The organism is Nonomuraea montanisoli (genome assembly GCF_013363975.1).
GTDB classification, from domain to species: Bacteria; Actinomycetota; Actinomycetes; order Streptosporangiales; family Streptosporangiaceae; genus Nonomuraea; species Nonomuraea montanisoli.
Window position 1 is genome coordinate 481,651 of sequence record NZ_JABWGN010000006.1, and the last position, 23,141, is coordinate 504,791.

General features: G+C 71.5%; 21 protein-coding genes and 1 pseudogene. 7 read left to right on the plus strand and 15 right to left on the minus strand.

What is annotated here, in order from left to right:
• Positions 1–30: 30 nt before the first annotated feature.
• Positions 31–153, minus strand: a complete 123-nt coding sequence (locus HTZ77_RS47505; RefSeq protein ID WP_268960015.1) for a hypothetical protein — start codon at positions 151–153, stop codon at positions 31–33.
• A gap of 62 nt (positions 154–215) precedes the next feature.
• On the opposite strand from HTZ77_RS47505, the gene HTZ77_RS17930 reads away from it, so the two are divergent.
• The 3 genes from HTZ77_RS17930 to HTZ77_RS17940 all read left to right on the plus strand — a co-directional run bounded on the left by HTZ77_RS17930 (position 216) and on the right by HTZ77_RS17940 (position 2,238).
• Positions 216–647 (plus strand): hypothetical protein, encoded by a 432-nt coding sequence (locus HTZ77_RS17930; protein ID WP_175590724.1) that lies wholly within the window; start codon positions 216–218, stop codon positions 645–647.
• Positions 644–1,441: a hypothetical protein gene (locus HTZ77_RS45305; RefSeq protein ID WP_205302757.1), complete on the plus strand. Its 798-nt coding sequence runs from the start codon at positions 644–646 to the stop codon at positions 1,439–1,441. The genes HTZ77_RS17930 and HTZ77_RS45305 overlap by 4 nt, the downstream gene beginning before the upstream one ends.
• A gap of 374 nt (positions 1,442–1,815) precedes the next feature.
• A complete protein-coding gene (locus HTZ77_RS17940; protein ID WP_175590725.1) occupies positions 1,816–2,238 on the plus strand; it encodes a hypothetical protein in 423 nt (140 codons plus the stop codon).
• Here the strand turns inward: HTZ77_RS17940 and HTZ77_RS17945 are convergent.
• Positions 2,217–2,517: pseudogene (locus HTZ77_RS17945) on the minus strand (transposase); the annotation flags it as partial. The gene HTZ77_RS17940 and the pseudogene HTZ77_RS17945 sit on opposite strands and share 22 nt — an antisense overlap.
• Positions 2,518–2,600: 83 nt before the next feature.
• On the opposite strand from HTZ77_RS17945, the gene HTZ77_RS17950 reads away from it, so the two are divergent.
• The gene (locus HTZ77_RS17950; RefSeq protein WP_205302758.1) at positions 2,601–2,798 is read left to right on the plus strand and encodes a hypothetical protein; all 198 of its coding nucleotides are present in this window, start codon (positions 2,601–2,603) and stop codon (positions 2,796–2,798) included.
• A 5-nt stretch (positions 2,799–2,803) separates the two neighbouring features.
• On the opposite strand, the gene HTZ77_RS17955 is transcribed toward HTZ77_RS17950, so the two are convergent.
• The 3 genes from HTZ77_RS17955 to HTZ77_RS17965 form a co-directional block, all read right to left on the minus strand.
• Positions 2,804–3,460: a hypothetical protein gene (locus tag HTZ77_RS17955; protein WP_175590726.1), complete on the minus strand. Its 657-nt coding sequence runs from the start codon at positions 3,458–3,460 to the stop codon at positions 2,804–2,806.
• Entirely contained in the window at positions 3,457–3,870 is a 414-nt protein-coding gene (locus HTZ77_RS48730; protein WP_175590727.1) for an AAA family ATPase, read from the minus strand. The genes HTZ77_RS17955 and HTZ77_RS48730 overlap by 4 nt, the downstream gene beginning before the upstream one ends.
• A gap of 565 nt (positions 3,871–4,435) precedes the next feature.
• Positions 4,436–5,716 carry a serine hydrolase gene (locus HTZ77_RS17965; protein ID WP_205302760.1) on the minus strand — a complete coding sequence of 427 codons (1,281 nt, stop codon included), beginning with the start codon at positions 5,714–5,716 and terminating at the stop codon, positions 4,436–4,438.
• 85 nt (positions 5,717–5,801) lie between these two features.
• Here HTZ77_RS17965 and HTZ77_RS17970 point away from each other — a divergent pair, with 85 nt between their 5' ends.
• Positions 5,802–6,326 (plus strand): helix-turn-helix transcriptional regulator, encoded by a 525-nt coding sequence (locus HTZ77_RS17970; RefSeq protein WP_175590729.1) that lies wholly within the window; start codon positions 5,802–5,804, stop codon positions 6,324–6,326.
• A 320-nt stretch (positions 6,327–6,646) separates the two neighbouring features.
• On the opposite strand, the gene HTZ77_RS17975 is transcribed toward HTZ77_RS17970, so the two are convergent.
• Both HTZ77_RS17975 and HTZ77_RS17980 read right to left on the minus strand, forming a co-directional pair.
• Positions 6,647–10,186, minus strand: a complete 3,540-nt coding sequence (locus HTZ77_RS17975; protein ID WP_175590730.1) for a WD40 repeat domain-containing serine/threonine protein kinase — start codon at positions 10,184–10,186, stop codon at positions 6,647–6,649.
• A gap of 63 nt (positions 10,187–10,249) precedes the next feature.
• Entirely contained in the window at positions 10,250–10,732 is a 483-nt protein-coding gene (locus HTZ77_RS17980; RefSeq protein WP_175590731.1) for an Lrp/AsnC family transcriptional regulator, read from the minus strand.
• A 130-nt stretch (positions 10,733–10,862) separates the two neighbouring features.
• Between HTZ77_RS17980 and HTZ77_RS17985 the strand changes: the two genes are divergently transcribed.
• Entirely contained in the window at positions 10,863–11,855 is a 993-nt protein-coding gene (locus HTZ77_RS17985; RefSeq protein ID WP_175590732.1) for a DMT family transporter, read from the plus strand.
• A gap of 15 nt (positions 11,856–11,870) precedes the next feature.
• On the opposite strand, the gene HTZ77_RS17990 is transcribed toward HTZ77_RS17985, so the two are convergent.
• The 5 genes from HTZ77_RS17990 to HTZ77_RS18010 form a co-directional block, all read right to left on the minus strand.
• On the minus strand, positions 11,871–13,058 hold the full coding sequence (locus HTZ77_RS17990; RefSeq protein ID WP_175590733.1) for a L,D-transpeptidase: 1,188 nt from the start codon (positions 13,056–13,058) through the stop codon (positions 11,871–11,873).
• A gap of 162 nt (positions 13,059–13,220) precedes the next feature.
• Positions 13,221–15,434, minus strand: coding sequence for an SF1B family DNA helicase RecD2 (gene recD2, locus HTZ77_RS17995; protein ID WP_175590734.1), 2,214 nt, complete (start codon positions 15,432–15,434; stop codon positions 13,221–13,223).
• Between the two features lie 86 nt (positions 15,435–15,520).
• The gene (locus tag HTZ77_RS18000) at positions 15,521–15,952 is read right to left on the minus strand and encodes a DUF6463 family protein (protein WP_175590735.1); all 432 of its coding nucleotides are present in this window, start codon (positions 15,950–15,952) and stop codon (positions 15,521–15,523) included.
• A complete protein-coding gene (locus HTZ77_RS18005; protein ID WP_175590736.1) occupies positions 15,952–16,554 on the minus strand; it encodes a DUF2867 domain-containing protein in 603 nt (200 codons plus the stop codon). The genes HTZ77_RS18000 and HTZ77_RS18005 overlap by 1 nt, the downstream gene beginning before the upstream one ends.
• Entirely contained in the window at positions 16,551–18,482 is a 1,932-nt protein-coding gene (locus tag HTZ77_RS18010) for a fumarylacetoacetate hydrolase family protein (RefSeq protein WP_175590737.1), read from the minus strand. The genes HTZ77_RS18005 and HTZ77_RS18010 overlap by 4 nt, the downstream gene beginning before the upstream one ends.
• Before the next feature lie 90 nt (positions 18,483–18,572).
• Between HTZ77_RS18010 and HTZ77_RS18015 the strand changes: the two genes are divergently transcribed.
• Positions 18,573–19,145, plus strand: a complete 573-nt coding sequence (locus HTZ77_RS18015) for a TetR/AcrR family transcriptional regulator (RefSeq protein WP_175590738.1) — start codon at positions 18,573–18,575, stop codon at positions 19,143–19,145.
• 21 nt (positions 19,146–19,166) lie between these two features.
• Here HTZ77_RS18015 and HTZ77_RS18020 read toward each other — a convergent pair whose 3' ends face one another.
• The 3 genes from HTZ77_RS18020 to HTZ77_RS18030 all read right to left on the minus strand — a co-directional run bounded on the left by HTZ77_RS18020 (position 19,167) and on the right by HTZ77_RS18030 (position 22,985).
• Positions 19,167–20,033 carry a GNAT family N-acetyltransferase gene (locus HTZ77_RS18020; RefSeq protein WP_175590739.1) on the minus strand — a complete coding sequence of 289 codons (867 nt, stop codon included), beginning with the start codon at positions 20,031–20,033 and terminating at the stop codon, positions 19,167–19,169.
• A gap of 69 nt (positions 20,034–20,102) precedes the next feature.
• On the minus strand, positions 20,103–21,587 hold the full coding sequence (locus tag HTZ77_RS18025) for an FG-GAP-like repeat-containing protein (RefSeq protein WP_175590740.1): 1,485 nt from the start codon (positions 21,585–21,587) through the stop codon (positions 20,103–20,105).
• Positions 21,588–21,626: 39 nt separating this feature from the next.
• Positions 21,627–22,985: an FAD-binding oxidoreductase gene (locus tag HTZ77_RS18030; RefSeq protein ID WP_175590741.1), complete on the minus strand. Its 1,359-nt coding sequence runs from the start codon at positions 22,983–22,985 to the stop codon at positions 21,627–21,629.
• Positions 22,986–23,141 lie beyond the last annotated feature (156 nt).

Here is a 23,141-nt window from a genome sequence, read left to right on the forward strand (position 1 = left end):
GGCCGAGCACGCCGAGCGGCTGGATCGCGCCTACCGGGTGGTGCGGGCCGGGCCGGCCGCCAACACCTCCGTCACCATCGACGACGACGGCAAGATCCACGTGGCGAGCGTGAAGGCGATCGACGAGCCGCCGTCGCTGATCGACCTGCGCAAGCGGGTGGAGGCGATGATGCCGCGGGGGACATCTCCGAGGCGGTCGTGGAGGTGCTGGGCTGGTGCCCGAAGTTCATGGAGGCCTTCAACCTCGATCCACACCCGATCGCGTTGTCTCGCCCATCCTGACCGCGCCCTCCCGCCACGTCCCGCACCTGCAACTGGCAGACCTCGTCACCGCAGCCACCACCGCAGCGATCGCCCGACAGCCCTCCGGAATGAAGCTGGCGAAACAGCTGAAGGAACTGGCCCGCACCAACGCGCACGGGCTCGTCAGCGGCGCGGGCGTGGTGCTCTGGCCGCCTGACCTGGTGGACCTGCACTACTGGGTCTTTGGCGAGACCCACTACGCCCGGGGATCGACGGGACACCCACTCGGCCCATCCGCCGCCCCTTTCAGCCAACCTGCACGCATCTACCAGCACAACGATGGCCTGTCGGAGCCCGGACAAGCCGCGAACGGGTCCACATCCACGACGAGCAGCAGCGTATGACGGTCCACGCCTTGGATCGCGATCCCCCTGCCGACTACAGCACCGCCGTGGAGGCATACCTTTGCTCGGCCGGGATCGCCTCCTCCTCACTGCGCGTCTACCGAATTTCCCTGCTGACCTGGGCCTGGCTGGCCACTGGGCAGCAACCGCCGCTGGGCCGCAACCGGCGTGGCGCCGAGCCGCCCACCGTGGCGTTCGCCATGTTCGACGAGGCGCCGGCTGACGTGACCGCCAAGATGTTCGCGCAGCGGGCCCGGCTGGTCGACGCCAACACCGTCAACCGTGAACTGTCGGTGATGAAGGCCGCCATCACCTGGTGGCGCGTCCGCGGCCGGCTGACCCGCAATCCGATCATCGGCATTGAACGCCGGCCGGCGCCGCCGGACCGAACCCGGGCCCTGTCGCGCGAGCAGATCGCCGCGTTGTTCGACCTCAAGGTCAGCGTGCGCGAACGCACGCTCTGGAAGGCCCTGTACGAGACGTGCGCACGAGCCGAGGAGATCCTCTGCCTCGACGTCGAGGATCTGCTGCTGGCCGACAAACGCGGCGGCGTCACGTCCAAGGGCGGCACTATCGAGTGGGTGCACTGGCAGTCGGGCACCGCCCAACTCCTGCCCCGGCTGCTTAAAGGCCGTACCCGCGGGCCTGTGTTACGGACCGCCGGGCACCTGCCCACGTCCCCGCGCGTGACACATGTCCAGTTACCGGGCGCGCCCGCCTGTCCTACCGGCGAGCTGCCGAGCTCTTCGAGGCCCTCACCCGGCCGCTCGCCCATCCGAGTATCACCGACCTAGCCGAACTCAAGGCACGCGGCGGATGGACGCTTCATCAACTGCGCCACTCCGCGCTGACGCACGAAGCCGAGGACGGCACCAACACCCCGACCCTGTTGGCCCGCTCCCGGCACGCCGTACGCTCCCTGGAGCGCTACGCCCGGCCCAGCGTCGACGCCGTGGCGGCCCACGTCGCTGGCCGCGATCCTCTCCGACGCCGAAAGCAGGGCACCACATGAGTTCCCGGCGCGAACTACTCAGCCCAGCAACGCGCATCGCCCTGCGCGAACTGATCACCAACGTTCCGGTACGCCAGATCAACAATTTGTGGCAAGCCGAAGGATTCGCGCCCAATCCGTTGACGTCCGAACGCCTATTGGGCCGACGAACGCCATGTGGCCCGGGCCGTACGCGTCGTCGAGCGTCTCCTGGAGGACCACCATCTCGGCTCCAACGAGATCATCTATCACCGAGCTCGGCGCGAGCTGGCACGCGACGGCTACAGCATCAACGATGACGACGGCCACATTACCCACGTCGGCGTCGGTATCCGCCCTGGTGCCCTGGCGAACCTCACCGACGCCACCGCCATCCACGACGGCCTGCAACGGATCCGGCGAGCCGAGCAGCACGACGATCCTGCCCTCGTTATCGGTGCGGCCAAGGAACTCATCGAAAGCACCGCCAAACTGATCCTCCACGAACTTGGCCGCACCGTCGACCCACGCGCCGACATCCAGGAACTCATCCGCGAAGCGCAAAAAGCGCTGTTCTTGCAGCCGACTAAGAAGACGACTCATCTGGTGAGTCGGCGGTAGCAAATGAGGGCCGCAGCGATGGCGACGAAGGATGCGAAGTGGTCCGGCCCGGCGTTCGTAGCGGCGGTGTAAACGGCGGCAGCCGGCCAGCCAGGAGACGGTCCGCTCCACGACCCAGCGGTGTCGGCCCAGCCGCCGACTGGACTCGACCCTTCGGCGAGCGATACGCGGGACGATGCCACGACTGCGCAGGAAGGCACGCACGTGCGGGTAGTCGTAGCCCTTGTCGCCGTGAAGCTTGGCGGGCCGGCGGCGTCTGGGGCCGCCATCTTGGGTGACTCTCTGCGGTCAGGCATGTTCGTCAAGTAGCTTGTGCGTGTACTTGCCTGACCAGTATTCGGGGGTCGTAGGGCATGTTGGTGATGCCTGGTGCAGTCGATCGGCACTACCGGCCGGAGCGGGCGGCGGCCGCCGACAGGGCGGTGTTGTGGGTCGTGGTCGATGAGGACTTCGAGCTGCATATCGAGGCGTCGGCGTATCTGGCGGGGTTACGCGCGGCGGGCCGGGCGTTCAACACCGAGAAGACCTACGCCGGCCGGATCGCGTTGTACTTGTCGTAAGTCACTCAGGTGGTCCCGGCGTCTCCTTGACGCTCGGCCGCCTGCCGTTGCAGCTCTCGGACCCGCTCCAGAGCCTCGTACGCTTCTTCCACTTCCTCGTCGTCCACCGAACCCGCGCCCCAGTTAGAGGGATCGTTCTGCTCCTCCTTCAAACGGCGCACCGCCCTGAAGTGTTCGCCGTGCAGGACTTCCAGCATCGTCTCCCCACAGCGCTGCGCTTTCCTGGCAGGAGCCGACTGGGGGAGCCAGAAGGCTGTCGAGCGACCCTCTCGCAGCGCACTGAGCCGGTAGCACACGACCTGGTCGGGTGTGTCGAAAGCGACGGCAGGCATGCAGAAGAGCGGCATCAGGTCGGGGTCCTCGGAGAAGAGCCGCAGTTCGGTGTCGATCATGCTGGTGGGTACGGCCGCGGGACCGCCCCGGGCGGGGGGGATGGCCAGTTGCCAGGGCTGGTTGGTGAAACGGGCCCACAGTCGGAGCCGTCCCATCCCGCCGTCGACGATGACGAAGAGCTCATGGGGCAACACGACGCCGTAGCATTCGCGCAACACCTCGCGCGGGCCGAGGCCAGCCTCGTGCAGTGCCCGCGCCAGCCTGGTCATCGACGCGTAGTCGTCGCGTGACGCCTCCGCCCGCAGTCGGTCGAGGGCCTCGGGGGTCATCGCCGCCCTCCTCGTCTCCGCGGCTTCGTGTGAAGACCTTCATTCACGCTGAACCCACGGGGAAAGGCGAAGCAAGATAGTGCAGGCTCGACGGGAAGGCCGAGTGCACGAGCGCCTGAACGCTTCTCATCGCGCTCAGCACGCCCCCAGAAGCCGAACTCCAAGATCACACTCTGGCCTAGCCTCAACAGATCCTGAGCATGCTCCCAAAAGCGCCTCTCAAGCCGGTCGCGCGTGGGGTCATCGAACATGTCGATGCCGAGATCAGCCATCCATTCGTCCGGACACAGACGCACCGCTGGAATTTCTCTCGCCCAGCGCCTGGCCGGCGTCGTCTTCCCGGAGCCCGGCAGCCCGCACAGCAAGATCAGCCTGGGCTCAAGGCTCGCATCATCCATCAGAGCCTCCATAGCAAGGTCACTCCGGCATGCTGGCACAAGAGCTCAAGCCAACGGAAATGGTTTCCGCCAGGACCGACCCCGGCTGGGTGGGGGCCAGAAAGACTCCTCCCACACAGGATCCACCGCCAACGCCCGCCTACTTCCCTAACATGCCTTACTGAGCATCAACCCGCTGACCAGCCGGAACGCTCATGAACCCAAGCTAACCATCGCGGCGAGAGCGGATCGGCGGGATGCCACGTATCAGCGGCTCCCTGGCAACGGCCGCCATCCGCTTCGGCCACCACGCCTACTACGACGTGACCTCCTCCATACCGCGCTGACGCTAATTTCTGCGGGCTTCCTCCTCGACCCCGGTGTAGGGCTCCTCCCACCGATCCCAGGCCGCACGCGCGGCAGATGTCGGCGTACAGATGGAAGTGCAGAACCATGTACGAGCAGGAGTGCAATCGTCGCACGTAGGGCGCCTGCCGTGAGGCGGTGGAAGGTCACTTGGCCGTTCACCATGATTCGGCGGCCATCATGGCCGTCGTCCGCTTGCTGGGGGAAGCACATGCCTGCCAGGTCGAGAGGATCAGGCGGCTGGGCGCGCGGTGACGTCGTGGCCCGCCCAGTTCAGCGCGACCTCGCCGGTCGCCAGGAAATCCACCTCGACCTCACCTTTCATCCTGGCGAAGAAACGGGTCTCGGACATGGGGCGCAGTTCGGTCCTGGCCAACCCGTGCACCTCCACCATCAGCCGGTCGCCGTCGCGCGTGACGTCCATCGTGGAGGTGCGGCCCATGTGTCGCATCGTGTAACGGCCGGTGTACCGGTCGAGGACGACAGGGTCGACGGTGACGAAGATCCGGCGGCTGGGCATCTCGTACGGCCTGCCGTGGGCGATCGCCGCCAGGGCGGCCTCGATCTCGGAGAACGCGGCGTTCTCGATGTTGGACAGCACGGTCACGAAGAGGTCGTCGCGACGGTAGTGCGCTGAGACGCTGACGAAGCCGATGCCGCCGCCCGAGCTCTCGACGCGGTCGCCTCGTATCGCACAGCCGTACCCATAGCCGATCCCGTCGGCCGCCGTGTGCGGCTTGACCAGCTCGGCGAGCGATTCGGGGCGCAGCAGGCGGGGCAGGCCGCGGTTCCAGCGGTGCAGGTCCTCGACTGTTGAGTGCAGGGCCCCTGCGGCGTCCTGGTTGGAGTTGTGCAGGTACGGGGTTCGGGTGAGGCGGCCGTCGCTTGCCATGTAGCCGATGGCGTGTCCTTCGGCGGGATCGTTGGTCAGGCCGCTGTGCTCCATGGCCAGGGGGGCGAAGATATGCCTGCGGACGTACTCGCCGTAGGTCAGGCCGGACGACCGCTCGATCACCTCACCGAGCAGGGCCCATCCCGAGTTGCTGTAGCTCATCCGCGCGCCGGGTTCGAACAGCAGGGGCCGGTCCTTGAAATCGGCGATGAGCGCCTCTCTCGTGCGCGGTGTTCCCATGATGCGGGTGAAGCCCTCGGTGGTGACGTAATCGGGGATGCCTGAGGTGTTGGTCATCAGGTGGTGCAGCGTGATCGCGTCGCCATGGGGGTAGCCGGGCAGGTGGCGGCCGATCGGGTCGGTGACGCGGAGCCTGCCCTGCTCCTGCAGGAGCAAGATCGCGATCGCGGTGAAGATCTTGGTCTGGGAGCTGATCCTGAACGCCGTGCGCGGCGTGTTGGGGACGGCGTGCTCGTGGTCGGCGTGGCCGTACCCCTTGGCCAAGAGCCGCCGGCCCCGGCGGGCGACCAGCACCGCGCCGCTGAATCTGCCGAGCTGTGCGTAGGCGCGGACGAGCGCGTCCATGCGCCGTGCGAGGAAGAACATGTGGTGTGCCTCCATTTTGAATACTCAAGTTTGACTATCAGCTATCAGAGCATGAGGCTGCTGATATGGTCAAGTTTGACTATCGCGTGGAGGTGTTCGAGTGTCGTCGACCCGATTGCTCGTCCTGGGCGTGCTCAATGAAGGGCCGCGGCACGGATATGAGATCAATCAGCTCGTCACGGCGGGGGCGCTGGAGCAGTGGACTGACGTGAAGCCCGGATCGGTCTACCACGCCTTGGCCAAGCTGGAGGCCGAGGGGCTGGCCGAGACGCATTCGGAGGAACGCAGCGGCGATCGGCTGCGCCGCGTGTACGCGATCACGCCCGAGGGCCGGCACACGCTACGCGACCTGCTGCGTAAGGCGCTGTCCGCGCCCCCGCACTCCACCAGGTCCGACTTCGCACTGGCGCTGCTCTGGCACTCGTTGCTGGATTCGGGCGAGGCTCGGGAATTGGTGGCGGCATCCTCCCGAGCACTGGAGGGCCGGCGGGCGGAGATCGCCGCAGGGCGGAAAGCGAAGGCCGGGCTGTCGCCGCTGGCCGACGCGCTGTTCGACAACACCGAGGCGCATCTGGCCGCCGACGCGAAACTCCTGGAGGACATCCAGCGCCTGCTCGACCGATGACAGTGAGCTGTGGCCCGCATCGTGTTTCATAAGCGGTCACCTATGAAACACCTCCTCCGGCCGGGCGCGTCCAGGGGGAACGCTGTTTCATGAGTCGGTGCAAACGGATGGCCGTCTGAAACGCTCCTATGAAACTTCCGGGGTGCACGACGACGATTTCCTCCGCGTGGAGGCCCACGACTGCCCGATGACCCCTCACCCCCTGGTGGGCCCTCGCCTGCTACGCGGCCTTCGCCCTTGCGCTTCTCGGGATCGCCGTCGTGACGGCGAAGCGGCGCGACGCCTGACAGCACCGGGGCAGACGACGCGCCACGTCCGGCTCAAGGACATACACGCTGGTACGGGACGCCCGTCACGTACCGCTCCCATTCGGCGGCGCTCAGCGGCCGTCCCGCCCTGGCGCAGATCGCGGAGGTCATCGCGCCCGGCGCGACCGGGCGTTCATGCAGGGCGCCCGTGGAGTCGACGCTCAGCACGCTCGATCCGTCGGCCGAGAAGGCCAGGGCGGCGACGCCCCGCAGGTCCCCGTCCCGTACCGTGCCCAGCCCGGCCCCGGCGGTCAGATCGAACAGCTGGATCCGGCCGGACCCGGTGCTCAACGCCACGACGTCCTCGCGCGGGGACCTGTCCCCGACGTGTCCGTCGAACGTGCCTCTGACCTCCTGGCCGAGCCGGGCGCGGGTGGCGACGTCGTAGCTCGTGACGCGCCCGCTCTGGTCCATCACCGCGATGGCGCGGCCGTCCAGGGTGAACTGGGCGCCGATGACGCCGCTCTGCCGGCCGTTGCTGCCGAACGCCGCACCGAGCGGCTTGCCGGAGGCGGCGTCGAGCAGGCTCAGCTCCTCACTGCTGGCCGCCAGCGCCGGTGCCGGGGCCGACGGCGGCGGCGCGGTCACCGCCACCGTCCTGCCGTCGGGGGAGAACCGCGCGTTCGAGGCCCTGACGGCGGCCGACCAGAGCAGCCGGTGGGTCCTCCACTCCCACAGGGCCAGCGTGGTGGCCGCGTCGTCGTTCTCGCCCGACAGCGCCGTGATCACCTTGGCGCCGTCCGGGCTGAAGGCGAGCAGGGTGGTCCGCATCCGCCGCCCGTCGATCGCCGGGCGCCATTCGGTCAGCCTGCGCCGCGCGGCGGCATCGAAGATCGCGATCCGCCGGCTGGTTCCCGCCCCGGCCAGGCGGCCGCCGGCGCCGAACGCCGTGGTCAGCACCGCCTCCGGATCGGTCACCTTCAGCAGGGGCGTCGGACGGGCCCGCGGGTCGCCCAGGTACACGTGCGAGGAGTCCGCGGTGACGGCCATGACGAGGCGCCCTCCTGGGCCGAGCGTGGACGCCGACCATGACGCCGCCTTGCGCGCCCGCACCGCCAGATCGCTCAGGTCCACGGTGAAGACCCGGTCCTCGTTCAGGTAGCGCATCGTCGTGTCGCCGTCGAAGGCGACCTGGACGTGCGGGCCCTCGTCCGTCGTGAAGGGCAGCGACAGCGTGGTGAGGAGCTCGTCGAAGGCCCGCCACACCTGGATCCGGTCGCTGGTGACCGACGCGAGCAGCCTGCCGTCCGCGCTGAACGTCAGCTCCCCGCGGTTCCATCTCGCCGTGTCGGTGGACAGCGGCTCGGACAACGACCCGGCGTGCGCGGCGGGCAGGCGACGCAGCCCGTCCTTGGCGTGCAGCAGCACCTCGGTCCCGTCCGGTGTGACCCGCAGGGCGGGGGCGCAGTCGCACATGCCCGACAGCGGGCGGCCGCTCTCCACCGTCAGCTCCGGCAGGCTCCGCCGTTCGAGGCGCCGCGTCGTCATGTCGTAGCTGTAGAGCGCGTCGCCGGAGGGTGTCATCGCGCCGGCGTAGCTGATGTAGCCGAACCTGCGGCGGGTGCCGCGTTCGAGATCCCAGACGTACTCGCTCTTCTCGCCGTCGGTGACGACCAGGTAGCGGTCAACCGTCCCGTACGCCGCGTCGAGCGACGCCTCGCCGGCCTTCCACGCCGCCACCCGCCTGCCGGTGCCCAGCCGCCACACGCTCAGCTCCCTGGCGGTGACGACCAGCACGTCACGGCCCGTCGGCGAGAGCGCGACCCGATCGATCGGCACACCCTTCAGCCCGAGCGCGGCGATCCCACCGGCGCGCCTGCCCGTGCGTACGTCCCAGAGCCTGACGGTGTTGTCGCCGGCGCTGACCAGGATCCTGCCGTCCCGGCTCAGCGCCCGCGCGGTGCCGGCGCCGAGCGCCGGATCCTTGAACACGCCGATCTCGCGCTGCGCCACCGACGCGGTCAGCGCCGCCCTGGACAGCGGAGTCGGGTCCAGTCGCCAGGCCGCGACGCTGAGCTGCATCGCCACCCGGGGATCGGTGTGTCGCAGGGTGTCGGCGAACTGCGCCAGACGTCCTCCCTCGGCGTGGTCGCGCTGGTCCGCCACGAGCCGCGTCTGCCGGAGCGCCAGGCCGCCCGCGACGACCGCGACCACCAGCAGGCCGGCGAGGCTGACGAGGAACAGGCGGGTGCGCCGGGACCGCCGGCGGGTCAGGGCCGCGCTCGCCTCCAGGAAGTCGCGCTCGCCGGGCGACAGGGTGATGTTCCTGCGCGCGGTGGCCGCCCACTGCACCGCGTTCTCCAGGCTGCTGCCCTGGAACAGGTCGCCGTCGCGGCGTCCCGAGCCCTCCCAGCGGCGTACGGCGGCGAGGATCTCGCGGTGGACGGCCAGGCCGTCGCGGTTGGCGTCGATCCAGCGGCGATAGCGCGGCCAGGCGTGCGGCAGGGCCGGACGCGACAGCCACACCTCGCCGGCGTCGCTGGACACCAGGTACCCGAAGACCTGCATGATCCTGCTCACGGCTGCGGCCTCGGGCGGGAGCCGGCCCTCCAGCAGCTCCGGCAGCGCGGCGCGGCGGGCCGACAGCGTGTTCCGCTCGTCGATCGTCACCAGGCGGAGGAAGACCTCGGGGGCGAGCTCGCGCTCGTCGGGCGACAACAGGTCATAGGCCTGTTCCGCCTGCGCCCCCAGCGCCGGGTCGTCGATCGTGACGAGGCCACCGGCCGCCGCCTGGCCGCCCTGGGCCAGCAGTCGCGCGGTGTCGAGCCGGGGATCGGCGCTGACCAGCGCGAGCAGGAGCTGCCTGGCCGTGGGCCTGGACCGCGGGTCCTTGGCGAGCGCCGCGCCGACCAGCGCACGCAGGGACGCCGGGAGCACTCCCAGATCGGGATGGGAGGACAGGACGCGGTGCATGACGCCGCCGAGGTTGTCCGCCGCGAACGGGTCCTGGCCGGTGGCCGCGTAGAGGATGACGCAGCCCCAGGCGAACACGTCGGCGGGCATCCCGGCCCGCTCCCCGCCGAAGACCTCGGGGGCCATGTAGCCGGGGGTGCCGTTGACCAGGCCGGTGGCGGTCAGCGACATCTCGGCGGTACGGGCGATGCCGAAGTCGATGACGCGCGGCCCGTCGGGGCCGAGCAGCACGTTGTCGGGCTTGAGGTCGCGATGGATCACCTCCGCGTCGTGGATCGCGGTCAGCGCGGTGGCCGCGGCCGTGGCCAGGCGGTGCAGGTCGGCGCCGGCGAACCGGCGTCCTTCCGTGACCGCCTCGCGCAGGTTCGGCCCCTCGACGTATTCGGTGACGACGTACGGCCGCGGCCCGTCCAGCCTGGCCTCGATGACGGGCGCCGTGCAGAACGCCGCGACCCGCTGCGCCGCCGTCACCTCTCTGGCGAGCTGGGCGGCCTGGTCCCCGTGCAGGACCTTGATCGCGACGCGTCGGCCGTCCTCCGCGTACGCCTCGTAGACGACCCCCTGGCCGCCGGCCCCCAGCCGCCCGGCCAACCAGTACCCGCCCAGCCTCTGGGGGTCCGCCTCGGTCAACAGAATCACGGCGGGTTAGATGCTCCTGAGCTGCCAGGAGTTCCGCCTATGGACGAACGCCGCTACCGGGCGTCAGGCGGTGCGGCCGGGACGGTGGCCGGCGGGCTGGGGGAAGACCCGGGACTGCTTGACGATGCCGAACGCGAACTCGGTGTCGATGGAGGCGATCCCGGGGATGGCGTGCAGCGGTCCGCGCACCAGGCGCTCGTATGCCTGGAGGTCCTCGACCACGATGCGCAGCAGGTAGTCGGTGCTTCCGGCCATGAGGTAGCAGTCCTGGATGTGGTCGATCCGCCGGACGTGGTCCTCGAAGACGCCCACGCTCTCGGTGGTGTGCCGTTCCAGGCGGATGCGGACGAAGGCCGTCACCGGCAGGCCGAACGCGCTCTGGTCCACCAGAGCCGTGTAGCCGCGGATGACCCCGGCCTCCTCCAGCCGCCGCACCCGGCGCAGGCAGGGGGACGGCGACAGGCGCACGCGGTCGGCGAGGTCCTGGTTGGTCAACCGCCCGTCCTGCTGCAGCTCGCTGATGATCGCCCGGTCGACCGTGTCCATGCCACTCCCCCAACGCCTCAGATTGGCAGATTCTGCCCCGAGACCAGCCATAGGGGGCAGAGTTAGCAATCATATGCCCAGGTCAACGGCATAGCGTTGCAGCATCACCCACCGAGCTTCCGGAGATGCCATGCCGACGCCGCTGTCCGCCGTCCACGAGCCGGCGAGGGACGCCGTCCCCACCGGTGCGGCCGGGTCCGGCGCCGGTTCCCCGCGGCGCGGGTTCGACGTGCTCGGCGCGGCGGCGCTGGTCGCCACGGTCTGCCTGTGGAGCGCCTTCGCGCTGAGCGACCGGGCATTGGCCTCCTCCACCCTGCGCCCGGCCGACGCCGCGCTCATCCGGTTCGGCCTGCCGGTGGTCCTGCTCGCGCCGGCGCTGTGGAAGCGGCGCGGACAGTACGCGGCCATGCGCCCCGGCCCGGCCATCAAGATCATCCTCGGCGGCGGCGTCCCGTTCTACCTCGCGGTGACCTACGGCGGCTCACTGACCTCCGCCGCGTTCGTCGGAGCGCTCGTGCCCGGGATGATCCCCCTCTTCACCGCGCTGCTCGGAGCGCGCGGCGGGCAGTCGCCGAAGCGCGTGCAGGCCGTCGGGCTGGGGCTGATCAGCCTGGGGGCGGCGGCCCTGGTCGCACCCGAGGTGGCGGGCGTGGACGAGCGGACGCTGACCGGGGTTGGCCTGCTGCTGCTCGCGAGCGGACTGTGGTCGCTCTACACGGCGGGCCTGCGCGAGACGAACCTGGACCCGGTGGCGTCGATGGGCCTGCTGTGCGCGCCGACCTTCGCCGGCGTGGCCCTCCTGGCGGCGACGGGACTGCTCCCCAGCGCCCTGGCGCACGCCGCCCCGCGCGACGTCCTCGTCTTCGCGCTCGTCCAGGGGATCGGCACCGGCGTCTGCTCCGGCCTGCTCTACGCCGTCGCCGTCCGGCGGCTCGGGACGTCGCGCTGCGCCACCGTCGGCAGCCTCAGCCCGGTGCTCACCGCGGCCGCCGCGATGCCCCTGCTCGGCGAGCGGCTGACCGTGGCCGTGACGGCCGGCACCGCGTTGATCGCCGCCGGGGTCATCCTCGCCAACCGCACCGGCGCGCCGAGGACGCGCCGCCGACCGGCTGGGCGCCGCTGACCTCGACGCTTCGGGCTACAGGGCGCTGCCCTTCTTCCACTGGGAGAACGGCATCTGCCAGAAGCCCCAGCCGTTGTTCCACTCCAGCTCGCGGTTGGTGCCGGTGATGTCGACCACGTCGCCGCGCTGCATCGTGTCGTGGAACCACTTGGCCTGGTCGGGGCGGGCGTTGACGCAGCCGTGGCTGACGTTGGAGCGGCCCTGGGCCCAGACGTTGTCCTTGGCGTGGACGTACTCGCCGGAGTTGGAGATGCGCACCGCGTGGTTGATCATGACGTCGTAGTAGCCCTGGTCGCCCTTCTTGCGGCCCGGCGAGATCATGCGGACGGGGTTGCCGCGCTCCATGGTGAGGTGGACGCCGGAGGTGGTGGTGTACTCGCGGGTGCCGCCCTTGCCGGCGCTGATGCGCATGGTCTGGACCCGCTTGCCGTCCTTGTAGACGTACATCATGTGGGTGCGGGTGTTGACCTTGCTGATGACCTTCGCGCCGATCTCGAGGTCGGCGGTGTAGTCCTTGACGCCGTAGGTGCCCTTGCCGGCCTTGACGCCCTCGATGTCGGCGGTGAAGGTGACCTTCTGGTGGGCCGGCCAGTAGGTGGCGGTGCGGTAGATGACGACGGTGTCGTTGATCCAGCGCCACGCGCCCTTGACCGGCTTCTCCGCCTCGATCTTCAGCGCGCGCTCGACGTTGGCCTTCTGCGTGACCGGCTGGTTGAAGGTGACGATGATGGGGGCGCCGACGCCGATCGTCTCGCCCTTGGCGTTGGGGGTGACGTCGGCGACCTGCAGCGGCCGCTCGGGCTTGACCGTGGTGAAGGCGCTGGTGGCGGTGGTGACGCCCGACTTGGCGGTGACCGTGTAGCCGGTGGAGGGCTTGAGCGTGCCCTTGGAGACCCAGCGGGTCTTGTCGGCGTTGAAGCTGCCCGTGATCTCGTCGTCGTCGCCCTTGCCCTGGACGCTGATCTCGTCGAGCGCGCCGCCGGACGCGGTGACGACGATCCTCTTGTCGGGGCTGACCTTCGCGCTGCCCTCGGCAGGCGATATGGTGATCGTCGGCGGCTGCGGCGTGGCGGACGTGGTGGCGTCGGGCGCGCCGGCGTTGCCCGTGGCGGCGTTGCCGCTCGAGCAGGAAGCCGTCAGGGCGGCTACGGCGAGCAGCGCCATGCCCGCGGTGGGCTTCTTCCAACCAGACGCGATGTTCAAGTCTGTCCTCTCCCCCATGGCAGCCAGTCAAAACTGCACCCAAAAAACCTTAATGCCGATGCATGTATGACGCGGATTCATTTGGGAGAGTTCGGTCACATTTAGATCACTTATTGCGGTCAACCGCAGGTCAGGGCACGGTCAAGCCGAGGTAAAGGAGCGTCAGCCGCGCGAGATGCGGTGCGTGAGGCTGGTGTGACGCCGCCCGGCGCCCTTGGTGCGCACCGCCTGGGCCAGCGCGCGACGCGAGCCGACGATGACCACCAGCCGCTTGGCCCGGGTGATGGCGGTGTAGAGCAGGTTGCGCTGCAGCATCATCCAGGCGCTGGTGGCCAGCGGGATCACCACGGCGGGGTACTCGCTGCCCTGCGAGCGGTGGATCGAGACGGCGTAGGCGTGGGCGAGCTCGTCGAGCTCGTCGAAGGCGTACTCGACCTCCTCGTCCTCGTCGGTCAGGACGGTGAGCCTGTGCTCGTCGGGACGCAGGTCGGTGACGACGCCGACGGTGCCGTTGAAGACGCCGGCGGCGCCCTTGTCGTAGTTGTTGCGCAGCTGGGTGACCTTGTCGCCGACGCGGAAGACGCGCCCGCCGTAGCGGCGTTCCGGCATGCCCTCGCGGGCCGGGGTGAGCGCCTCCTGCAGGGCGAGGTTGAGGGCGCCCGCGCCGGCGGCGCCGCGGTGCATGGGGGCCAGCACCTGCACGTCGCGGCGCGGGTCGAGACCGAACTTGCGGGGGATGCGGCGGGCGACGACGTCCACGGTGAGCTGGGCGATCTCCTCCGGCTCCTCGCAGGGGAACAGGAAGAAGTCCTTCATGCCCTCCAGCACGGGGTGGCGGCCGGTGTTGACGCGGTGGGCGTTGACGACCACGCCCGACTCCTGGGCCTGGCGGAAGATCTGGGTCAGGCGGACGCGGGGGATGTCGTCGGCGGCCAGCAGGTCCTTGAGCACCTCGCCCGCGCCGACCGAGGGAAGCTGGTCGACGTCGCCCACGAACAGCAGGTGGGCGCCCGGCGCGACCGCCTTGACCAGCTTGTTGGCCAGCAGCAGGTCGAGCATGGACGCCTCGTCCACCACGACCAGGTCGGCGTCGAGCGGGTTGTCGCGGTCGAAGGTGGCCTCACCGCCGGGGCGCAGTTGCAGCAGCCGATGGACGGTGGTGGCCTCGTGGCCGGTCAGCTCGGCCAGGCGCTTGGCGGCGCGGCCGGTGGGGGCGGCCAGGATGACCCGGGCCCGCTTGGCGCGGGCGAGGGTGACGATGGAGCGGACGGTGAAGCTCTTGCCGCAGCCGGGCCCGCCGGTCAGCACGGCGACCTTGTGGGTCAGGGCCAGCCGCACCGCCTGGCGCTGCTCGGGGGCCAGCTCGGCGCCGGTCTGCTCGGCCAGCCAGGTCTCGGCGCGTTCCCAGTCGACGTCGGCGAACGCCCTGAGCCGGTCGTGGCCGCCGCGCAGCAGGCTCAGCAGGCCGCCCGCCAGCGACAGCTCGGCCCGGTGGAAGGGCGGCAGGTAGACGGCGGGCACGACGTTGTCGCCGGCCGGGATCTCCTCGCGCACCACGCCCTCGGCGGCGACCAGCTCCTCCAGGCAGGTGGTGACCAGCGCCGCGGGCACGTCCAGGATCTTGACGGCGTCGGCGACCAGGTTGGGGGCGGGCAGGTAGCAGTGGCCGTCGTCGGCGGCCTGCGACAGGGTGTAGCGCAGGCCGGCCTTGACGCGCTCGGGGCTGTCGTGCGGGATGCCGACGGCCTGGGCGATGGTGTCCGCGGTCTTGAAGCCGATGCCCCACACGTCGTCGGCGAGCTGGTACGGGCGGGTGCGCACGACCGTGATGGACTGCTCGCCGTACTCCTTGAAGATGCGCACGGCGATCGAGGTGGACACGCCGACGCCCTGCAGGAAGATCATCACCTCTTTGATGATCTTCTGTTCCTCCCAGGCGGCGGCGATCATCTTGGTCCGCTTGGGGCCGAGGCCCGGCACCTCCACCAGGCGTTCGGGCGTGGTCTCGATGACCTCGAGCGTGTCCGTGCCGAAGTGGTCGACGATCCGCTCGGCCATCTTCGGGCCGATCCCCTTGATCAGGCCCGAGCCGAGGTAGCGGCGGATCCCCTGCACGGTGGCGGGCAGCACGGTGGTGTACGACCACACCTCGAACTGGCGGCCGTAGCGGGGGTGGGAGGTCCAGCGTCCGCTCAGCCGCAGCGACTCCCCCACCTGGGCGCCGAGCAGGGGGCCGACCACGGTCAGCAGGTCCGAGCCGGTGCGCTCGGTGGCCACGCGGGCGATCGTGTAGCCGGTCTCCTCGTTGGCGTAGGTGATGCGTTCAAGGACGGCGTCCAGCGAAGCAGCGCGTGGAGCATCGGCACCGGCCTGCACGCGGCATCCCCTTTCCCGTCGCCCTTGTCGCAGTCAGCGTAGAGCAGGCCGGGCCTGTCGCGGCTCCGGCCGACGGCGGCCCCGGGTCACGACGGAGCCGGGCCGCGCTCCGTCTTCCGGGCCGCGAAGACGACGAGCAGCCCCGCGAGGGTCCCGACGAAGTACGGGGACGGCACCAGCAGGACACCGCCGAACACGCACCACACCGCCAGGCCCCAGCCGACCCAGGCGGGCACGGCCACCCCGCGCCCGGCCAGGCGCCAGATCAGGCCCCCCAGGAGGGCCAGGGGTACGGCGAAGCTCCCCAGACCGGCCCAGAAGGTGACCGTGTTCTGCAGGGACTCCGCCGTCCTGACGGCGGAGCCGGAGAGGTCGAGCGGGACGGCCGCCCACATCCCCCGATCCGCCCAGCCGCTGACGTGCCGCCAGTCGATCGTCGTCAGGATGACCAGGTGCCCGACGCCCAGCGCGATCATGATCCCGCTCGCCCAGCGCAGCAGCCGCTTCCTGGAGTTCATCACGACGTCCCTTCTTCGTGGTGGTGGCGCAGGCGCCAGGCTTGCTCCCAGCGCCGGGTCAGGTCCGGGTAGACGATGAGGTGACGGAACGGGGCGATCGCGGCCATGTAGAGCCGCCCGAACCGGCCGTTGGGCTTGACGAGCACGGCCATCCGCAGCTCGTGGTCGCCGTCCGCCCCCTGGACCCAGCCGAGGTGCATCAGGGTGTGCACGGTCCTGTTCGCCAGCTCGCGCACGGCCTCCGTGTCGAGCTCGTAGACCGCCTTGAGGGGCATGTTCGCGTCGTCCGGGCCGCGGGGGGCGTCGCGGAGGTCGGCGGGCAGGCGGTCGCGCAGGGAGGAGACCCGCCGGCCGACGCCGGCCGACGGGTGGTCCCAGCCGAACAGCTCGCCGAGCTTCCACCGGAGGTCGAACAGGAATTTCACCGGCGGGGGCTGGTTCGCGAGCCCGCCGTGCTCGCGCAGCGCCGCGAGCATCGCCGGGAAGTCGCCGGGTCCGGCCCCGGGGGTGCGGAACGACCACACGTCCTCGACCGCGAAGTCGTCCGTGAACGCGTGGACGCGCCAGGGATGAGCGGTGAACGCGCTGATCGGCAGTCTCACGAGAGCGCCCTTTCCGCCATCATGGCCATCAGCGCGAGCTGTCCCGGGTCGGGTGTGCCGATGGGGTCGAGCTCGCGGTAGCGGCGGTGGAGGTTGACCACGATCCGCTCGGAGTCCAGCCAGCCGGCGTACTCGCCGAGGTCCACGGCCCGGACCGCCTCGGCGAAGGACAGGCCGCGGGCGTGGGCGGCGTCGGCCTGCTCCACCACGTGGGCCAGGTAGCCGCGCACCGCGCGGATCCCGTCGGGGTCGGTGACCGGGCCGTGGCCGGGGACGATCGTCTCGGCGCCGGTGGCGAGCATCGCGTCGCAGGCGGCGATCCAGTTGGCGATCGGGCCGCTCCACACGATCGGCGTGCAGCCGACGAACAGCAGGTCGCCCGCGAACAGCACGCCCGCGTCGGGCACGTGCACGACGGAGTCGGCGCCGGTGTGGGCGGGGCCGAGGTTCATCACGCGCACCTCGCGGCCGCCGACGTCCAGGGTCAGCTCCCCGTCGTAGGTCAGGTCGGGCAGCCGCAGGCGGATGCCGCCGAAGTCGAAGGCGCCGAAACGCTCGCGGAAGTACGGCGTCACCGGCCCCATGTCCATGACCTGCGCGGCGGCCAGCATCTCCGGGGGCATCTCGTGCCGCATCTCCGCGCAGGTCGCCTCGGCCGCGACGACCCGGACCCGCTCGTCCAGGAGCTGGTTGCCGTGCGTGTGGTCGCCGTTGGAGTGGGTGATGACGGCGTGGGTGAGCGGGTGGCGGTCGGTGACCACGCGCATGGCGTCGAGCATCTCGGCCGTCAGCGGCAGGTCGAACAGGGTGTCCACCAGCAGGGAGGCGCCCTGTCCCGCGACCAGTCCGGCGTTGCTCCAGCCGTACCCGCCGTCGGGCAGCAGCCAGGCCCACACGCCCGCGCCGACCTCGTGCAGCCCGCGCGTGTAGGGCAGCTTCGACGGGGCGCGGTTGACGCGCGGGCGCGCCGGCCGCCGGTCGGGGTTGTGCCGGGGCGCCAGCCGGTACGGCGCGGCGGACGCGCGGACGCTCTGGCGCGTGCCGCCCAGCCCTTCGACGGTCAGCTCCACGACGTCGCCGTCGCGCAGCCAGCCGGGGAAGGCGGCCGGCTCGGCGAGCGACAGGTGCTCGACGAGGCAGCAGCCGGGCACGGTGCCCGAGCCGAACACGTCGCCGGGCACCAGGTCCACGCCGCGCGAGGCGTAGGAGACGACCTCGCCGAAGCTCCAGTCCATGGCGTCGGTGCGGCCCGTGCCGACGGTCCTGCCGTTGACGGTGGCCTCCACCCGCAGGGCGAGCCTGCCGTCGCGGCGATAGGGCTCCAGTTCGTCGGGGGTGACCAGGAACGGGCCGAGCGTGGTCGCGCCGTCCTTGCCCTTGGCCTGGCCGATCGCCAGCGGCGCCTCGCGCAGCTGCAGGTCGCGCGCCGACCAGTCGTTGTAGACGGTGTAGCCGATGATGTGCCGCTCGGCCTGTTCCGGCGTGAGGTCCCGGCCGCCCGGTCCGATGACCGCGGCGATCTCCAGTTCGAAGTCGAACCAGGCGCAGCCGGGCGGGATCGTCACGTCGTCGTACGGGCCGACGACCGTCGAGGGGCAGGCGAAGTAGAAGGCCGGGATCTCGTACCAGGCGTCCTCCAGCGTGCGCGGCCGGCCGGTGGCCTGCCGGCAGTTGCGCATGTGGTCCAGGAAGCACAGGCAGTCGCGCACCGAGGGCGGGCGCGGGATCGGCGCGCGCAGCCTGGCCTCGGCCAGCGGCACCGCCGGCGCCCGGGACGCCAGGGCCTCCTCCCCCGCCGCCCGCAGCTCCTGCGCGCCCCGGCCGATGAGCTCGATCAGGCTGACGCCCGGCGCGACGGGATGGATCCGGTCCTCGCCGATCACTCCGGCGCGGTCCCCGGTGTCCGTCGCGTAGGTCACCCACCGCATGACAACCTCCTCGCATTCTATGTTGACCAACACAGGCTATAGCGGTCGGCATTCGCACTGCCATCCGGCATACCTGGTTTGATGGTCGCCATGGCCACGCGACGCATCCAGAGGACCGAGGAGAGCCGCCGGCTGCTGGTGACGGCCGCCGCCGAGCTCTTCGCCGAGAAGGGCTACCGGCAGACGAGCTTCATCGACATCGCCGACCGGGCCGGCATCAGCCGCGGCTCCATCCCCTGGCACTTCGGCAACAAGCTCGGCCTGCTGGAGGCGGTGCTCGACGAGCAGGTCCAGGGGGTGCTGACCGGCGTCGCCGCGCCCGCCGGTGAGCGCCCCGGCGATCCGCTCGACCAGGTCATGGGCTTCATCCGCCTGCCGGTCACGCGCCTGTTCATCACGCTGCTGGCCGAGGCGGTGGAGGGGGACTCGCCGATCCGCGAGCACTACGCGCGGCTGCACGCGGCACTGCGGCAGGCGGTACGGGCCCGGATACCGGCCCAGGCGCTTCCCGCGGGGACCACACCGGAGGCGTTCACGGTGCTGCTGGTGGGAGCCGTCATCGGCGTCCACGCCCAGTGGCGGGTCGCGCCCGAGGCGGTGGACCTGGACGCCGTCCGGGACGCGATGCGCACCCTGCTGCCGGCGGGCCTCGGCCAGGCGTGACGACGACGCGCCCCAGCGCTTTCAGGCGTCCCGGTGTCTGTCCCGGATCTCGGGGAGCCGGCGGAAGCCGGCCGATCCGTAGGTCGCGACGGCGCCGGCGTTGGAGCTCGGGGTGCAGACGATCGCGCTCGACGAGCCCAGCTCACGGAGTGCGGCCGCCGCGGCGACGGTGACGGCCTTGCCGTAGCCGTGACCGCGGTGTTCCCGGTGCACGCCCATCGGCTCGATCAGCCCGGGCCGCCCCGGGCCGGCCGACCACACCGTCACCGCCGCCACCGCCTCGCCCTGGTCGTCGTAGGCGACCAGGCACCGGGCGTCGGCGTACGGCGATCCGGCCGCCATCGCGTGCCAGCGCTCGTCCGTGAACGTCGACCCGTCGAACGACGCCCGCTGCACGGCGCTCCGCACGTGCGCCCGCTCCGGCCCGATCACCTCCACCCGCACGCCCGGGTCCCGCACGGGCTCCGCGAGGTCGCGGCGCAGCGGTGTCCACGGCTCGGCGGCGTGCCAGCCGTTCTCGGCCAGCAGGTCCTGGACCAGCGCGCTCATGGGCGCTTCGACGTCCGCCTTCCCCTCGCCGAGGACGCCGCGCTCCGGCTGGGTCACGTCCTCGACCAGCCGCCGTGCCAGTTCCTCGTCCCGCTGAGCGTCCGGCGCGATCGTGAGCCGCAGGAGCCCGGGGCCGTCCAGCAGCCCGACGGCGAGGATCCGGCCGTCCCGGCTCCACGTCCGGACCGCCGCGGCCGTCGCCTCCGCGCCGAAGCGCCAGAACCAGCCCACGTCTCCCGGATGGAGCTGCATCGGCGCCCCCTCGTGCTGCCACTCCCGCAGCACGCCCACGACCTCGCTCAGCCCGTCGACCCGCGGCACCCCGGTCACGATCGCCATGCCGCCGATCACACACCACCGCACCGGCGGCCCGCATCCGCTTTTCGCCGCCGGCGGGCCGCGCGCCGCTCAGGTCAACGAGCGGCCGAAACCGGAGTCCTTGCCGGGGGTGCCGACCCGTTCGGGGCTGATGAGCAGCGGCCGCGTCGTGCGCACGCCCTCGGGCGAGGCCGCCAGCACGGCGACCACAGGCTCGGTCCGGGTCGTGACCGCGAGGTCGGCTCTCCCGTCCTTGTCGAAGTCGGACAGCCGCAACGAGGCCCCGAACGCCTGAACGTCCCCCGCGAAGCCCGCGTCACCCGGCCGGAGCACCCGGGCCCCGGCCTCCGCCAACCCGCCCCGCCCCCCGTAGAGCAGGAAGACCGCGCCGTTCATCTCGAACTTGCCCGACGCGCCGACTGCCACGTCCGCGTACCCGTCCGCGTTGACGTCGCCGACGGCGAGTTCCGTGCCGAACCCGTCGCCGTCCTCCGAGTCCTCCGGCACGCCGGGAGAGTTCTGGGAGATCAGCACCCTCTCGGCCGCCGGCCCCGAGGCGGAGCCGCGGTGGAGGAAGATCTGGCCTCCGGGATCGTCCGCGTCGGCGTAGGCGTTGCCCGCGATCACGTCGCCGAAGCCGTCCCCGTCGACGTCGCCGACCGCCAGCGCCCCCACACCCCACGCGTCGAACGTGGGACCGGCCACGCCCTTCAGCCCGCCGCGCGACCCCCGGTGGACGGCTCCGGTGCCCTCGTCGGCCGGGTCGTCGTCGGAGAAGGCGACCACGAGGTCGTCGATCCTGTCGCCGGTGACGTCGCCCGCGGCCAGCGCGTTGATGGCACTGGACCGGCGGACCAGCCGCGGCCGCGGCGGCTGCCGGCGCATCCCGTCGCTGCCGTAGACGACCCATGCCGCCTCCACCGTCGCCACCGCGAGGTCCTGGTGGCCGTCCCCGTTGAAGTCGCCCGCCGTCAGCAACTCCCCGAACATCGGGTCCTCGTGCCTGATCAGAACCGCCGACCGGGCGGACAGCCCGTCCCGGCCCCCGAAGACGATCGTCACGGCGGCGGGCCCGTCGGAGCGTTCGGAACTCGCGCCGACGGCGAGGTCGGCGTAGCCGTCGCCGTCGAAGTCGCCGCCGGCGGACGACGCGCCGAAGTTCTCCCCCTCGGTGAAGCCCCGCGGCAGGCCGTCCCGGCCGGGCTGGAGCACCGTGCGGCGACGCGGGCCGAGGCCCCGGGCTCCGCCGTACGAGACGACGACGTATCCGGAGCGCGTGGAGTCCTCCTCGTCCGACTGCTGCCCGGGAGCGCCGATGGCGAGGTCGGCGTAGCCGTCGCCGTTGTAGTCGCGGGCCTTCGTCGCGTCGCAGCCCGCGCGGCACGCCCCGCGGGCCGCCGGTGTCGTGGACGTCCGCGAGGGGGCCGGCGCGGAGGTGACCGGTGCGGAGGCGGCCGGTGCGGAGGCGGCCGGTGCGGAGGCGACCGGCGTCTGACGCCCCGGAGCCTCCGCGGTGCACGCCGCCAGGGACGCCACGAGGAGCGCGGCCGCGAACCCGCGCACGATCATCAGCATGACTCGCAGGATAGGTCCCTCGGGCCCGCAGGAAGGCGGTCAGCCCAGAACCGGGAAGTTGCTGCGGAAGACCCCGTGCGGGTCGCGGCGGCGCTTGACGTCGCGCAGCCGCGCCAGCACGTCGCCCGGGAACGCCGCGGCCGCCTTCTCCCCGTGGCCGAGCAGCGTGTACGGCTTGCGGCCGCTGGTGTGCGGGATCATCGCCCGCGACAGCGCGGCCTGCCGCTCCTGGACGGCGGCGGCGAGCTCGGGGGTGTCGGCGGCTCCCAGCAGGCTCAGCGCGTACGGCTCGGCCAGGTGCCCGCAGGCGCCGCCGTCCGGGACGGGACGGCTCAGCGCTCCGCCGAGATGCCGCACCTGCACGGCGGCCAGCGGGGCGACGGACCCGTCCGCCGCCGCGCCGAGCAGCGCAGCGGCGCAGGCGTCGTCGAGGTCGGTGACGAGCTCCGCGCGCAGCAGCCCGGCCTTGGGCTCCGTCGGTTCGGCGGCGACGGCGCCCAGCGCGTGCGCCGGCAGGGGGCCGCGGGTGTCGAGGAGCGGAGCCCCGGCCCGGTCGAGCGGGGCGAGCAGGGCCCGGCCCGCCGCCTCCTCACCGAGGTACGCGGCGTGCACCGCCACCGCCGACAGCCCGCGCAGCGGTCCGGGCAGCTCGGGCAGCGGCGGGAAGCGCATGAGCGTGAACCACAGGGTGAGCTCCCCGGGAGCCGTCGCCGTGATCTCCCGGAAGGCCGCGAGGACCTGCTCGGCGTGGGCGACCGGCCAGACCATGGCTCCGCCGTACAGGTGCGGGGCCGGGACGAGCCCGATCTCCATCGCGGTCACCAGCGCGAAGTCGCCGCCCCCGCCGCGCAGCGCCCAGAACAGCTCCGGGTCGGACCCGGCGGTGATCCGCGCGCGGGCGCCGCCGGCGTCGACCACCTCGAAGGCGCGCACGCCGTTGGCGGCCATGCCGTACGCGCGGCCGAACCAGCTGATGCCGCCGCCGAGCGTGTAGCCGGTCACGCTCACCACCGGGGAGCTGCCGGCCAGGCCGGTCAGCCCGTGCTCGGCCGCCGCGGCCAGCAGCTCACCCCACTGGACGCCCGCTTCGACGCGCGCCACCCGCTGCTCCGGCCGGATCTCCACGCCGCGCATCCGTCCGGTCCGTACGAGGATCTGCCCGTCCAGCCCGTCGCCGGCGCCGTGACCGCACGGCTGGACGGCCACGCCGAGCCCGGCCAGTTTCGCGTAGCTGACCACCGCCGCCGCGTCGGCCGCGTCCTCCACCCGCACCACCGCGCTCACCCGCTGCTCGACGGCCCGGTTCCAGGGCAGCCGGGCCGCGTCGAAGCCGTCGTCGCCCGGCACGAGCACCTGCCCGCGCACCGCCCGCCGGAGACCTGCCGCGTGAGATGTCACTGTTCCTCCTGTTGTCGTCGCCGCACCACGATGCGGCGCGGCACTTGGGGAGGAGCTGTCCGCGACTTGTCGGCGACCTGCCTCATTCCGGACAGACGGCTCGTTTCCTCTCGCGCGAGCGTCGCCTTACGCTGGTGCGCCGGATGAACGCGAGCG

Coding starts and splice junctions, on each gene's coding strand:
- HTZ77_RS18015 (WP_175590738.1), top strand. CDS start 18,573: ATGGCCACGCGACGCATCCAGAGGACCGAGGAGAGCCGCCGGCTGCTG.
- HTZ77_RS45305 (WP_205302757.1), top strand. CDS start 644: ATGACGGTCCACGCCTTGGATCGCGATCCCCCTGCCGACTACAGCACC.
- HTZ77_RS17985 (WP_175590732.1), top strand. CDS start 10,863: ATGCCGACGCCGCTGTCCGCCGTCCACGAGCCGGCGAGGGACGCCGTC.
- HTZ77_RS17980 (WP_175590731.1), bottom strand. CDS start 10,732: ATGGACACGGTCGACCGGGCGATCATCAGCGAGCTGCAGCAGGACGGG.
- HTZ77_RS17965 (WP_205302760.1), bottom strand. CDS start 5,716: ATGGAGGCACACCACATGTTCTTCCTCGCACGGCGCATGGACGCGCTC.
- HTZ77_RS18010 (WP_175590737.1), bottom strand. CDS start 18,482: ATGCGGTGGGTGACCTACGCGACGGACACCGGGGACCGCGCCGGAGTG.
- HTZ77_RS48730 (WP_175590727.1), bottom strand. CDS start 3,870: ATGGAGGCTCTGATGGATGATGCGAGCCTTGAGCCCAGGCTGATCTTG.
- HTZ77_RS18020 (WP_175590739.1), bottom strand. CDS start 20,033: ATGGCGATCGTGACCGGGGTGCCGCGGGTCGACGGGCTGAGCGAGGTC.
- HTZ77_RS17950 (WP_205302758.1), top strand. CDS start 2,601: ATGCCTGGTGCAGTCGATCGGCACTACCGGCCGGAGCGGGCGGCGGCC.
- HTZ77_RS18000 (WP_175590735.1), bottom strand. CDS start 15,952: ATGAACTCCAGGAAGCGGCTGCTGCGCTGGGCGAGCGGGATCATGATC.
- HTZ77_RS17955 (WP_175590726.1), bottom strand. CDS start 3,460: ATGACCCCCGAGGCCCTCGACCGACTGCGGGCGGAGGCGTCACGCGAC.
- HTZ77_RS18025 (WP_175590740.1), bottom strand. CDS start 21,587: ATGCTGATGATCGTGCGCGGGTTCGCGGCCGCGCTCCTCGTGGCGTCC.